The organism is Streptomyces sp. NPDC057877 (assembly GCF_042796855.1).
Taxonomy (GTDB): domain Bacteria; phylum Actinomycetota; class Actinomycetes; order Streptomycetales; family Streptomycetaceae; genus Streptomyces.
Genome location: NZ_JBHVMS010000014.1, coordinates 40295 through 53052 on the forward strand (window position 1 = coordinate 40295; position 12758 = coordinate 53052).

The window sequence follows — 12758 nt, forward strand, 5'->3', positions numbered from 1 at the left end:
CCGTGACGGACGGGAACCGAAAGGGGACTTGACCGCCAGTGTTCAGCCGGTGACCTGATAGGTCGTCGAGGCCTGCTCGAACAGCCTTGTCACCTCGTCCCGTTCGGTCTCCGGGCCGCGCACCTGCACCACGTGGTAGCGGTCGCCGATGAGGATCACGAGGTTGCGCACGAACACCTCCCGGCCCTCGCCGTCACTCCAGGTGAACTGCCCCTCGGCCATGGACCGCTCGCCCACCTGGATGGACTTCAGCCCGGTGGCGGTGGCCCAGGTCGACTCCCGGTACGGCTGCAGCTCGCGCTCCCGGTCCCGCTGGTACACCATCGGGTCGCTGCCGTACTCGCCCGTGCCGTCCCGCCCGGGGACGACGATCAGCTCGAAGTCGCCGCGGGAGTAGACGACCTGGCCGCTGCCGTTCTTCGGGGTGCGCTGCCAGCCCTTGGCGACGGCGATCTCGAAGCCCTCGTCGTCCGTGCGCAGCGTGAAGCCGTCGGCGGCCTCGGGGCCGGTGGTCTGGGTCTGGCCCTCCGACTCGTCCGGGCTGCCGCCACCGCTCGCCGAGGGCGGCGCGGTCTGGTCGGGCCGGGGCTCACTGCTCGCCTCCGGCGACGGGTCGGCGGGCGCCTCGCTCACCTCGCCCGCCGCGCCGGTGCGTTCGGTTCCGTCCGCCCCGCCCTCGCCCGCCTTCGGCATGAAGAGGACGGCGTACGCGATCGCCCCGGCCAGCGCCAGCAGGACGAGTAACAGCAGCGTCCGGCCGAGCGAGCGCGGGGAGCGGGACTTCTGCTTGCCCCGCTTGTGCCGCCCGTGCGTCGCGGGCAGCCCGGCACGCCGTCTGCGCACCAGTTCGCCCCGGCGGCGGACGATCGGCAGACGGCTGGTCTCGACCGGCGGCGCGGCGACGACGTTCAGCCCGGCCTCCGGCTCGGGCGCGGACCGCACCAGCGAGCGCAGCCAGCCGCGCAGCTCCTCGAAGTCCAGCCGCTCGGTGGGGTCCTGACGCAGCAGCGACTCCACGACCGGCCGCAGCGGTCCGCACTCCTCGGCGAAGGCGGGCGGCTCCGCGCACACCATCTGCACCAGCTCGGCGGTGGACTCCTCCGGATACGGCGCGTGTCCCTGTACGGCCCTGAACAGCAGCGAGCCCAGCGCCCACAGGTCGGTCGCGGGGCCGATGGGCGGGGCCAGCTGCCAGTTCTCGTGCACCGGCCCGGCCTGCTCCGGCGCCCAGCGCTCGGTGACCGGCCCGACGACCGCCATCCGTGCCTGCCGGGCCCGCTCGGCGGCCAGCGCGGTGGCGGGCCCACGCCGCGCGGGCGCCCCGGCGGCCGACTCGTCCCAGCGGCCCGGCACCGCCTGCACGCCCGCGGGCTCCATGGCACCGGTCGCGGCACCGCCGGGGAGCGCCGTACGGCTCTGTACGGGCCCGAGTTGGGCCATCCCGTTGCTCTGTCCGTTGCTCTGCGCCGGGTCCTGCCCGGTGCTCTGCGCCGGGAAGCCCTGGGCGGTGCCCGGCGTGGCGGGGCGGGGTGCCGCGCCGTGCCAGGAGGCGGCGCGGACGCCGTAGGGGTCGGCTATCTGACCCGGTGGCGCGCTGGCCTCGGGCGGATTCGGCGCGCCCTGCTGGGCGGCGTACGGCGTCGGGTCGCCCTCGGGGGCGGGGCGGGCACCCGGCAGCGCGGCGCGTCCGTTCTGCGCCTCCTGCACCCGGGCCGCCGCCCGCGCGCCCGCGCGGTACGCGGCGATGGCCCCGGCCCGCGCGGCCCGGATGTCACCGCCGCCGCTCTCCGGCGCCCGGCGCGCCACCGCGGCGGAGGCACCGCCACCGCCCGTGCCACCGGCGCCGTCCGCACCGCCGACCGGCAGCCGTCCGGCCGCCCTGGCCTCGATCGCGGCCCGCCGCGCGGCCTCGGGATCGGCGCCGGGCGACCCGGCGGGGCCGGGCGGGGCGGGGACCGGAGCGGCGCCCTCGCCCCCGTCGGTGCCGTCGTCCTCGTGCGGCACCGGGTCGTACCCGCACAGCGCCTCCTCCGCCGCCCCGGCCGCCAGGCCGGTCAGCATGATCCGGCCGTCGTCGCAGACGAGCACCGTGCGCGCGGTGATGTTCCGGTGCACCCAGCCGTGGGCGTGCAGCACCCGCAGCGCCATGAGCACGTCGGAGGCGACCTCGGCGGCACGGTACGGCGTCAGCGGCTGCTCGGCGAGCAGGGCCGCGAGCGGGCGCGCGGCCACCAGTTCGCTCACTATCCACAGCGAGCCGCCCTCGGCGAACACGTCGAAGACCTGGTCGAGCCGGGGGTGGTCGGGGATCCGGGCCGCGGCCTGCGCCGCCTCCATGGCCCGCCGGACCACCGGATCGGTGGGCCTGCGGGTGCCGCCGCGGGCCGTGGGCCGCCGGGCCGCCGTCCCCCGGTCACGCCGGGTGAAGCCCTCGGGCAGCCCTTCGGCGTCGAGCACCTCCGCCTCGACGACCTCCGGCAACGGCACCTGCCGGACCAGGACTTCCTGACCGCTGTAGGTGTCGAAGGCCCGGGTCTCGGTAAGTTCGTACTCCTCGGAGGGCGGCAGCGGCAGGCGGTAGCGGTCGGCGAGGACCCGGCCCGCATAGTCGTCCACGTTGGCCTCCCCCGGCCGCCTGGCTGGTCAATTCCGTTCGTCTGGCGTCCCGTTCCGGAGTCTTTCCGGATGCGTACGGTTCGCAACCACTCACGATACGTGCCGGAGGCAACCTACAAAGAGGGGATGCCAGATCTCACGCCGCAAACCTGGTAATCGCCCCGGTCAGGACTTCGGTTGGAAGGTCTTCGTGAGTGTCCGCCATGTACTCCTTCGCAACGCGCTGTCCCATTCAGCGGCCTTGGCGGTGTACATCAGCGCGTAGCCCTGACTGTCGTCGACGACGAAACCACGGTCGATCGTCCGGTACTTCGTCCCGCCGTCGACGTAGGTGAACTCCCAGTCAGCCGTGTTCCAACCGCGGTAGTCCACCTCCTCTATTCGGATCCGGGTGTACTGGGAGCGCGTCATGTAGCCCTCCTGGTTCTCCCAGTCCGCGACGGGGTCGCCCTTGGGCGTGGACGTCCAGGCGACCAGCAGCTTCTGCCCGTGGGGCCCGGTGAAGCGGTCCCCGGCCGCGTCGGACGACTGGTACTTCCACCCGGCGGGCAGCCCGATCGAGTACCCCTGGTCGCCCTGGTGGGTCGACTTGGCGCCCTCGTCGGCACCGTCCTTGGAGTCCTCGGAGCCCTCCGACCTCTCCCCGTCGTCGTCCGACTTCCCGGAGCCGTCGGAGTCGGCGCCGCCGCCCGGTGCCGCGGCGCTGCCGCTCGGCGACTGACCGGCCGTGGCCTCGCCGTCGGCGGCGACGCCGCCCTTGTCGTCGTCCTTGGTGTCGGCGCTGGCGGTGGCGGCGGTGCCGCCGCCACCGGAGTTCTTGTCGTCGTCGCCGTCGCCGAGGGTGAGCGCCAGGACGGTGCCGAGCACGGCGAGCACCACGACCACCGCGATGACCACCAGCGTCCGCCGCGGCACCACATCGGTCAGCGGCGCCCTGGGCACGGACCTGGGCGCGACATCCGGCGGCGGCGTCATCACGGGCCAGCCGGAACTGCGCCCACCGGCGGCCGGGTTGGCGGCCGGGCCGCTGACGGCGGTGGCACCCGCGGCGGCGGCTGCACCACCGGCACCGCTCCCGGCGCCCTGCCGAGCCCTCTCGGTGTCCGCCGCGCCCGCCTTGGCCGCCCCGGCCGCGCCCGCCGCCACGGCCGCCTTCCGGGTGGCGCGCAGCGCACCGCGCAGCCGCTCGCCCGCGCCGCCGCCCGCGGGCCCCTCCGGCTGCGGAGGCAGCGGTACGACCTTGGTGGCGTCGGCGGGCTCGGCCGCCGCCGGTTCGGGGGCGTGGATGACGGAGTTGAGCAGCGCACGGGCGCCCGCGTCGTCGAGCCGCTCGGCCGGGTCCTTGGTGAGCAGGCCGTAGATGACGTCCCGCAGCGGGCCCGCGTTCTTCGGCTCCTCCAGCGGCTCGGTCATCACCGCGGTGAGGGTGGCGATCGCGGAGCCCTTGTCGTACGGCGGGGTGCCCTCGACGGCGGCGTAGAGCAGTCCGCCGAGCGACCAGAGGTCGGCGGCCGGGCCGGGCTTGTGACCGCGGGCGCGCTCCGGGGAGATGTAGGAGGGGGCGCCGACGAGCATGCCGGTGGAGGTGATGGAGGGGTCGCCCTCGACCTGGGCGATGCCGAAGTCGGTGAGCACCACCCGGCCGTCCTCCGCGATCAGCACGTTGGACGGCTTCACGTCACGGTGCAGGATGCCCTCGCGGTGCGCCGAGCGCAGCACGTCGAGCACGGCCAGGCCCACCTCGGCGGCGCGCCGGGGCTCCAGCAGGCCGTCCTCCCGGATGACCTCGGCGAGCGACTTGCCCTCGACGAGTTCCATCACGATCCAGGGCCGGTCGTCCTCCTGGACGACGTCGTAGACCGTCACCGCGCTGTTGTTGCGGATCCGCGCGATGGCCTTGGCCTCGCGCAGGGTCCGGGTGATCAGTCGGCGCTTCTCCTCCTCGTCGATGCTCGACGGGAAGCGCAGCTCCTTGACGGCCACCGTGCGGCCGAGGGTTTCGTCCTCCGCGCGCCACACCGTGCCCATACCGCCGCGACCGAGCACTCCGCCCAGCCGGTACCGACCGGCGAGAAGACGCTCGTGGTTGTCCTGACGAGTCTCCTGACGAGATGTACCCGCCCGCTCCGCCTCCGACATGCGTCCCCTCATGCAACCCGCCCTGACAGAGCCTCCATTGTCCCTCACCCGACAACCGCCCAACGCCCAGGGTGTCCCTCAGACCCCACCCACCCCCACGGACCCCACCCCCACCCGGAATCCAACCCTCCGCAGACGAGTCCCAGCCACGGATTCCAGCGCCTACAGGGGCACTATGTCCGGCGCTCCCAGCCGCGCCGCGTCCGCCGTCAGATCGTCGGGCTGGCGCTGCGACTCGCGTTCGGCCTCGACCCGCTTCTCGTAGTGCTCGATCTCCCGCTCGATGTGGTCCTTGTCCCAGCCCAGCACCGGCGCCATCAGCTCCGCCGCCTCCCGGGCACAGCGCGTGCCGCGGTCGAAGGTCTCGATGGAGATGCGGGTGCGCCGGGTGAGTACGTCGTCCAGGTGCCGCGCGCCCTCGTGCGAGGCGGCGTACACCACTTCGGCGCGAAGGTAGTCGTCGGCCGACTTCAGCGGCTCGCCCAGCGAGGGGTCGGCGGCGACGAGTTCGAGTATCTCCTCGGTCAGCGAGCCGTACCGGTTGAGCAGGTGCTCCACGCGCACCACGTGGAGCCCGGTGCGGGCGGCGGTCCGCGCCCGCGCGTTCCACAGCGCCCGGTACCCCTCGGCGCCCAGCAGGGGCACGTCCTCGGTGACACAGTCGGCGACCCGCAGGTCCAGCCCGTGCACGGCCTCGTCGACGGCGTCCTTGGCCATCACCCGGTACGTCGTGTACTTGCCGCCCGCGACGACGACAAGACCCGGCACCGGATGGGCGACGGTGTGCTCGCGCGACAGCTTGCTGGTGGCGTCCGACTCACCGGCGAGCAGCGGGCGCAGCCCGGCGTAGACACCCTGGACGTCGTCGCGGGTGAGCGGGACCGCGAGGACGGAGTTCACATGCTCCAGCAGATAGTCGATGTCGGCGCTGGAGGCGGCCGGGTGGGCCTTGTCGAGGTCCCAGTCGGTGTCGGTGGTGCCGATGATCCAGTGCCGTCCCCACGGGATGACGAACAGCACGGACTTCTCGGTGCGCAGGATCAGTCCGCTGGTGGAGTGAATACGGTCCTTGGGGACGACGAGGTGGATGCCCTTGGAGGCCCGGACGTGGAACTGCCCGCGCTCGCCCACCATGGCCTGGGTGTCGTCGGTCCACACACCGGTGGCGTTGACGATCTGCTTGGCGCGGATCTCGTACTCGCCGCCCGCCTCGACGTCCTGCACCCGGGCGCCGACGACCCGCTCCCCCTCGCGCAGGAAGCCGGTGACCCGCGCACGGTTGGCCGCCTTCGCGCCGTACGCCGCCGCGGTGCGCACCAGGGTGGCGACGAAACGGGCGTCGTCCATCTGGGCGTCGTAGTACTGGAGCGCGCCGACCAGCGTGTCCTTCTTCAAGGCGGGCGCCACGCGCAGAGCGTGACGGCGGGACAGGTGACGGTGCATGGGCAGCCCTCGGCCGTGGCCGCGGGCCATCGACATGGCGTCGTAGAGCGCGACGCCCGAGCCCGCGTACAGCCGCTCCCAGCCCTGGTGCCGGAGGGGGTAGAGGAACGGCACCGGCTTCACCAGGTGCGGGGCGAGCCGCTCCAGCAGCAGCCCGCGCTCCTTCAGCGCCTCGCGGACCAGCGCGAAGTCGAGCATCTCCAGATAGCGCAGGCCGCCGTGGACCAGCTTGCTGGACCTGCTGGAGGTGCCCGACGCCCAGTCACGGGCCTCGACCAGGCCGGTGGACAGGCCTCGGGTGACCGCGTCCAGCGCGGTGCCCGCGCCGACCACACCGCCGCCCACGACCAGTATGTCCAGCTCGCGCTCGGCCATGGCCGCGAGTGACTCGGCACGCTGCGCCGGTCCCAGTGTCGCTGTCCTCACCGCTGCCTCCCGCTCATCGGTCGCGTCGGCCGCACCCGTGTGGCGAAGCCCGGTCCGCATCCCCCTGCCCAAATTCTGACCGGGTTGCCCGACTTCAGCCACCAGTCATCCGCAGCCTGTGGACAACACCCCTGGAAGCGCGCACGCCCAATCCCGCACATCGGTCATATTTACCCCTAGTGTGACATTGCGCTAGCTCGTTCTGTCCACAGGGCTTGCGCACCTGTCCCGCTTCGGCTACTGGGAAGGACGGCCCACGCCATGCCCGCAGATCTCGCCGTCATCGGACTCGGCCCGCTCGGCCTGCCGCTGGCCCAGGCCGCCGTCGCCGCCGGCATCCCCACCATCGGCTACCGCACCGGTCCCGAGGCGAGTTCCCTCAGCCCCGCCGAACTGCGCCGGATGGTCTCGGGGGGCTTCCGGCACGCCGTGGGACCGGCCGAGCTGGGCCGGGTGCGCACCGCGGTCATCTGCGCGCCGACCCCGCACGGCCCCGACGGCGGCCGACCCGACCTCGGCCAGGTGGCAGCCGCCGCCCGCACCCTGGCCGCCCGGCTGCGCCCGCACACCACGGTGATCCTGGAGTCCCCGGTCCCTCCCGGCACCACGGAGGACTTCCTGCGCCCCCTGCTGGAAGAGGGCTCCGGACTCCGCGCGGGCCGCGACTTCCACCTCGCCCACTCCCCCAGCCGTGTCGACCCCGGCAACCGCGACTTCACCCCGGCCAACACCCCGAAGGTCATCGGCGGCCTCACCCCCGCCTGCACCGAGTCGGCCGCCGCCTTCTACGGACGGCTCACCGACAAGGTGGTACGCGCGCGTGGCCTGCGCGAGGCCGAGACCGTGCAGGTCCTGGAGACCAACTTCCGGCACGTCAACATCGCCCTCGTCAACGAGATGGCCGTCCTCTGCCACGAGCTGGGCGTCGACCTGTGGGACGTCATCCGCTGCGCCGAGACCAAGCCCTTCGGCTACCAGGCCTTCCGCCCCGGCCCCGGCGTCGGCGGCCACGCCGCCCCCCAGGACCTCGCCGGACACGCCAGCCGCCCGCTGCGCATGGTGGAACTCGCCGAGCAGGTCAACAGCCAGATGCCCCGCTACGTCGTCCAGCGCGCCGCCACCCTCCTCAACGAGCACGGCAAGTCCGCCCGCGGCGCCCGCGTCCTCCTGCTCGGCGTCACCTACAAACCCGACCTCGCCGACCAGCAGTCCACCCCCGCCCGCGAGATCGCCCTGCGCCTGCTGGACCTCGGCGCCTCGGTCAGCTACCACGACCCCCACGTCCCCACCTGGAGCGTCACCGACCGCCCCATCCCCCGCGCGGACTCCCTCTACGAGGCCGCCGCCGACGCCGACCTCACGATCCTCCTCCAGCAGCACCGCACGTACGACCTCCAGGGCCTGTCGGTGAAGGCCCAGCTCCTGCTGGACACACGGGGGGCTACGCCCACGGGGGCGGCGCATCGGTTGTGAAGGGGGGCGCGCGGGTGGGCGGGCACCAGCGGCTGGTCGCATACGGGCACCAGTGGCTGGTCGCATACGGGCACCAGCGGCTGGTCGCCTACGGGGAGCGGCGCGGGCACGTCAACCACGCCCCCTCCCACACCACGCGCCCGCGCAAAGGCGCAGTTGGGCATGCGGAAGGCCGGTCACCCCACCCGGAGTGACCGGCCTACCGACAGCCGTACAGGAGGCCTACGCGCTACCGCCGGTGCTGCGAGTCCGCGACCGTCACCTCGACCCGCTGGAACTCCTTCAGCTCGCTGTAGCCGGTGGTGGCCATGGCGCGGCGCAGGGCGCCGAAGAGGTTCATGGAGCCGTCGGGGGTGTGGGACGGCCCGGTGAGGATCTCCTCGATGGTGCCGACGGTGCCGAGGTCGACCTTCTTGCCGCGGGGCAGCTCCTCGTTGACCGCCTCCATGCCCCAGTGGTGGCCCCGGCCCGGCGCGTCGACCGCGCGGGCGAGCGGGGAGCCCATCATCACCGAGTCGGCGCCACAGGCGATCGCCTTGGGCAGGTCGCCGGACCAGCCGACGCCGCCGTCCGCGATCACATGGACGTACCGGCCGCCGGACTCGTCCATGTAGTCCCGGCGCGCGGCGGCCACGTCGGCGACCGCGGTGGCCATCGGGACCTGGATGCCGAGGACGTTGCGCGTGGTGTGCGCGGCACCGCCGCCGAAGCCGACAAGGACGCCCGCGGCGCCCGTGCGCATCAGGTGCAGGGCGGCGGTGTAGGTGGCGCAGCCGCCGACGATCACCGGTACGTCGAGTTCGTAGATGAACTGCTTCAGGTTCAGCGGCTCGGCCGCGCCGGAGACGTGCTCCGCCGAGACCGTCGTACCGCGGATGACGAAGATGTCCACGCCCGCGTCGACGACGGCCTTGGAGAACTGGGCCGTGCGCTGCGGGGAGAGCGCGGCGGCGGTGACCACGCCGGAGTCGCGGACCTCCTTCAGGCGCTGCCCGATCAGCTCCTCCTTGATCGGCGCGGCGTAGATCTCCTGGAGGCGGCGGGTGGCGGCCTCGACCGGCAGCCCCACGATCTCGTCGAGCAGCGGCTGCGGGTCCTCGTACCGCGTCCACAGGCCTTCGAGGTTCAGCACGCCCAAGCCGCCCAGCTCGCCGATGCGGATGGCGGTGGCCGGGGAGACGACGGAGTCCATGGGGGCGGCCAGGAAGGGCAGCTCGAAGCGGTAGGCGTCGATCTGCCAGGCGATCGAGACCTCCTTCGGGTCCCGCGTACGACGGCTCGGGACGACGGCGATGTCGTCGAACGCGTACGCCCGGCGGCCGCGCTTGCCGCGCCCGATCTCGATCTCAGTCACTGTCTGTGGCCTTTCCCTGATGCGTTGCAGCGCCTTCCAGTATCCCCGACGGGCACGGCCGAGGCGGCCCCGGAACCTCCGGGACCGCCTCGGGGGAGACCGGCGCCTACTTGCGGCTGTAGTTCGGGGCCTCGACCGTCATCTGGATGTCGTGCGGGTGGCTCTCCTTGAGGCCCGCGGAGGTGATCCGGACGAAACGGCCGTTCGCCTGGAGGTCGGGGACGGTCTTGCCGCCGACGTAGAACATCGACTGGCGCAGACCGCCGACCAGCTGGTGGACGACGGAGGACAGCGGGCCGCGGTAGGGCACCTGGCCCTCGATGCCCTCGGGGACCAGCTGCTCGTCGGAGGCGACGCCCTCCTGGAAGTAGCGGTCCTTGGAGAACGACTTGCGCTCGCCGCGGGTCTGCATGGCGCCCAGGGAACCCATGCCGCGGTACGACTTGAACTGCTTGCCGTTGATGAACAGCAGCTCGCCCGGGGACTCCTCGCAGCCCGCGAGCAGCGAGCCCAGCATGACGGTGTCGGCGCCCGCGACGAGGGCCTTGGCGATGTCGCCGGAGTACTGCAGGCCGCCGTCGCCGATGACCGGGACCCCGGCCTCACGGGCGGCCAGCGAGGCCTCGTAGATGGCGGTGACCTGCGGGACGCCGACGCCGGCGACCACGCGGGTGGTGCAGATCGAGCCGGGGCCGACCCCGACCTTGATGCCGTCGACGCCCGCGTCGACCAGGGCCTTGGCGCCGTCCCGGGTGGCGATGTTGCCGCCGATGACGTCGACGCCGGAGGAGTTCGACTTGATCTTGGCGACCATGTCGCCGACCAGCCGGGAGTGGCCGTGCGCGGTGTCCACGACGATGAAGTCCACGCCCGCCTCGATCAGCGCCTGGGCGCGCTCGAAGGCGTCCCCGGCGACACCGACCGCGGCGCCGACCAGCAAGCGGCCCTCGGCGTCCTTGGCGGCGTTGGGGTACTTCTCGGCCTTGACGAAGTCCTTGACCGTGATCAGGCCCTTGAGGACGCCCGCGTCGTCGACCAGCGGCAGCTTCTCGATCTTGTGGCGGCGCAGCAGCTCCATGGCCTCGGCGCCGGAGATGCCGACCTTGCCGGTGACCAACGGCATCGGCGTCATGACCTCGCGCACCCGGCGGGTGCGGTCGGTCTCGAAGGCCATGTCGCGGTTGGTGACGATGCCGAGCAGCTTCTTGTCGCCGTCGGTGACCGGGACGCCGCTGATGCGGAACTTGGCGCAGAGCGCGTCGGCCTCGGCGAGCGTGGCGTCCGGGTGGATGGTGATCGGGTCGGTGACCATGCCCGACTCGGAGCGCTTCACCAGGTCGACCTGGTTGGCCTGGTCCTCGATGGACAGATTGCGGTGCAGTACGCCGACGCCGCCCTGGCGGGCCATCGCGATCGCCATGCGCGACTCGGTGACCTTGTCCATGGCGGCGGACAGCAGCGGGATGTTCACCCGCACGTTCTTGGAGACGTACGAGGCGGTGTCGATCTCGTCGGGCGCCATGTCCGACGCGCCCGGCAGCAGCAGCACGTCGTCGTAGGTCAGCCCGAGTGTCGCGAATTTACCGGGCACTCCGTCGACGTTGGCAGTCATGACACCTTCCCCAAATGGCCTTGATCGGTGCGGATGTCCATGCTAACGGGAATGAGGGGTGTCTCATTCCACGGCAGGGAACCGCTCCGGGCTTCGTATGTTCGTACGGAAACGGCTCACCGTATGTTCACCGAAGGGGCGTCACTGCTCCGCCAGCGCCCGCAACCGGCTCAGCGCCCGGTGCTGGGCGACGCGCACGGCGCCCGGTGACATTCCCAACATCTGGCCGGTCTCCTCCGCCGTGAGGCCCACCGCGATGCGCAGCAGCAGCAGCTCGCGCTGGTTCTCGGGGAGGTTGGCCAGCAGCTTCTTGGCCCACTCGGCGTCGCTGCTGAGCAGGGCGCGCTCCTCGGGCCCGAGGGAGTCGTCGGGGCGCTCCGGCATCTCGTCCGACGGCACCGCCGTGGAACCGGGGTGGCGCATCGCGGCCCGCTGGAGGTCGGCGACCTTGTGGGAGGCGATGGCGAAGACGAACGCCTCGAAGGGGCGCCCGGTGTCCCGGTAGCGCGGCAGCGCGAGCAGGACGGCGACGCAGACCTCCTGCGCGAGGTCCTCGACGAAGTGCCGGGCGTCGCCGGGGAGCCGGGACAGGCGAGTACGGCAGTAGCGCAGTGCCAGTGGGTGGACGTGGGCCAGCAGGTCGTGGGTGGCCTGCTCGTCCCCGTCGACGGCACGATGCACGAGCCCGCCGATCGCCCCTGGCGCCTGGGCCGCCTCGTCGTCGCGCATCGGTCCATGGTGCCCTGCGGCCGACTGGTCCGCGGCACTGCCTCCGTCGTTGTGCACTGAAGCGTTATGAGCAGGTGCGCCGGAACTCATCCCCTGCGCCCTCCCCTTCCGCTCGACCGACTCGTCCCCGAGGAACTCCACACCCTCAAGGATGCGGCATCCGCGGCGAAACGAGCAGCGGACCTCTAAGGGACGGTCCCCACCGCGCCCCTCAGGGGCGCGGGGCAGCACCGAAACGCGGCTCCGCCGCGGGGCGCGACCAGCCCGGTACGGTCCGCACAGGACCACTCACGGACGACGGCGGACGAGTGGCGACCGACCACTCGTCGCACCGGAGTGCTCAGCGAACGAGCCCCCACCGAAAACCGAGCGCCACGGCATGGGCCCGGTCGGACGCCCCCAGCTTCTTGAACAGTCGCCGGGCGTGGGTCTTGACCGTGTCCTCGGAGAGGAACAGCTCCCGCCCGATCTCCGCGTTGGACCGCCCGTGGCTCATCCCTTCCAGCACCTGGATCTCACGGGCGGTGAGCGTGGGGGCCGCTCCCATCTCGGCGGACCGCAGCCGCCGGGGCGCGAGCCGCCAGGTGGGGTCGGCGAGGGCCTGCGTCACGGTGGCCCGCAGTTCCGCGCGTGAGGCGTCCTTGTGGAGGTACCCCCGCGCACCGGCGGCGACCGCGAGGGCCACCCCGTCGAGGTCCTCGGCGACGGTGAGCATGATGATGCGCGCACCGGGGTCGGCGGACAGCAGCCGCCGCACGGTCTCGACGCCGCCCAGGCCGGGCATGCGTACGTCCATCAGAATCAGGTCCGAGCGGTCGGCGCCCCAGCGGCGGAGGACTTCCTCGCCGTTGGCCGCGGTCGTCACGCGCTCGACGCCGGGCACGGTCGCGACCGCGCGGCGCAGCGCCTCTCGGGCAAGCGGGGAGTCGTCGCAGACGAGGACGGATGTCATGGCCGTCCTCCGCA

Annotated in this window: 8 protein-coding genes; 1 reads left to right on the forward strand and 7 read right to left on the reverse strand. The window is 72.8% G+C overall.

The window, feature by feature from the left end; genetic code table 11:
• Positions 1-42: 42 nt before the first annotated feature.
• The 3 genes from ACFVQG_RS34605 to ACFVQG_RS34615 all read right to left on the reverse strand — a co-directional run bounded on the left by ACFVQG_RS34605 (position 43) and on the right by ACFVQG_RS34615 (position 6624).
• The gene (locus tag ACFVQG_RS34605) at positions 43-2616 is read right to left on the reverse strand and encodes a protein kinase (protein WP_383391438.1); all 2574 of its coding nucleotides are present in this window, start codon (positions 2614-2616) and stop codon (positions 43-45) included.
• Positions 2617-2781: 165 nt separating this feature from the next.
• Positions 2782-4755: a serine/threonine-protein kinase gene (locus tag ACFVQG_RS34610; protein WP_383391773.1), complete on the reverse strand. Its 1974-nt coding sequence runs from the start codon at positions 4753-4755 to the stop codon at positions 2782-2784.
• Positions 4756-4917: 162 nt separating this feature from the next.
• Entirely contained in the window at positions 4918-6624 is a 1707-nt protein-coding gene (locus ACFVQG_RS34615; protein WP_383391440.1) for a glycerol-3-phosphate dehydrogenase/oxidase, read from the reverse strand.
• A gap of 261 nt (positions 6625-6885) precedes the next feature.
• Between ACFVQG_RS34615 and ACFVQG_RS34620 the strand changes: the two genes are divergently transcribed.
• Positions 6886-8097, forward strand: a complete 1212-nt coding sequence (locus tag ACFVQG_RS34620; RefSeq protein ID WP_383391442.1) for a nucleotide sugar dehydrogenase — start codon at positions 6886-6888, stop codon at positions 8095-8097.
• Positions 8098-8326: 229 nt separating this feature from the next.
• Here ACFVQG_RS34620 and ACFVQG_RS34625 read toward each other — a convergent pair whose 3' ends face one another.
• The 4 genes from ACFVQG_RS34625 to ACFVQG_RS34640 all read right to left on the reverse strand — a co-directional run bounded on the left by ACFVQG_RS34625 (position 8327) and on the right by ACFVQG_RS34640 (position 12744).
• Positions 8327-9451, reverse strand: coding sequence for a GuaB3 family IMP dehydrogenase-related protein (locus ACFVQG_RS34625; protein ID WP_383391445.1), 1125 nt, complete (start codon positions 9449-9451; stop codon positions 8327-8329).
• A gap of 106 nt (positions 9452-9557) precedes the next feature.
• Positions 9558-11063 (reverse strand): IMP dehydrogenase, encoded by a 1506-nt coding sequence (gene guaB / locus ACFVQG_RS34630; RefSeq protein WP_383391448.1) that lies wholly within the window; start codon positions 11061-11063, stop codon positions 9558-9560.
• 141 nt (positions 11064-11204) lie between these two features.
• Positions 11205-11792 carry a sigma-70 family RNA polymerase sigma factor gene (locus ACFVQG_RS34635; RefSeq protein WP_210921325.1) on the reverse strand — a complete coding sequence of 196 codons (588 nt, stop codon included), beginning with the start codon at positions 11790-11792 and terminating at the stop codon, positions 11205-11207.
• 340 nt (positions 11793-12132) lie between these two features.
• Positions 12133-12744 (reverse strand): response regulator transcription factor, encoded by a 612-nt coding sequence (locus ACFVQG_RS34640; RefSeq protein WP_003948568.1) that lies wholly within the window; start codon positions 12742-12744, stop codon positions 12133-12135.
• Positions 12745-12758 lie beyond the last annotated feature (14 nt).

Coding starts and splice junctions, on each gene's coding strand:
- ACFVQG_RS34610 (WP_383391773.1), bottom strand. CDS start 4,755: ATGTCGGAGGCGGAGCGGGCGGGTACATCTCGTCAGGAGACTCGTCAG.
- ACFVQG_RS34620 (WP_383391442.1), top strand. CDS start 6,886: ATGCCCGCAGATCTCGCCGTCATCGGACTCGGCCCGCTCGGCCTGCCG.
- guaB (WP_383391448.1), bottom strand. CDS start 11,063: ATGACTGCCAACGTCGACGGAGTGCCCGGTAAATTCGCGACACTCGGG.
- ACFVQG_RS34635 (WP_210921325.1), bottom strand. CDS start 11,792: ATGCGCGACGACGAGGCGGCCCAGGCGCCAGGGGCGATCGGCGGGCTC.
- ACFVQG_RS34640 (WP_003948568.1), bottom strand. CDS start 12,744: ATGACATCCGTCCTCGTCTGCGACGACTCCCCGCTTGCCCGAGAGGCG.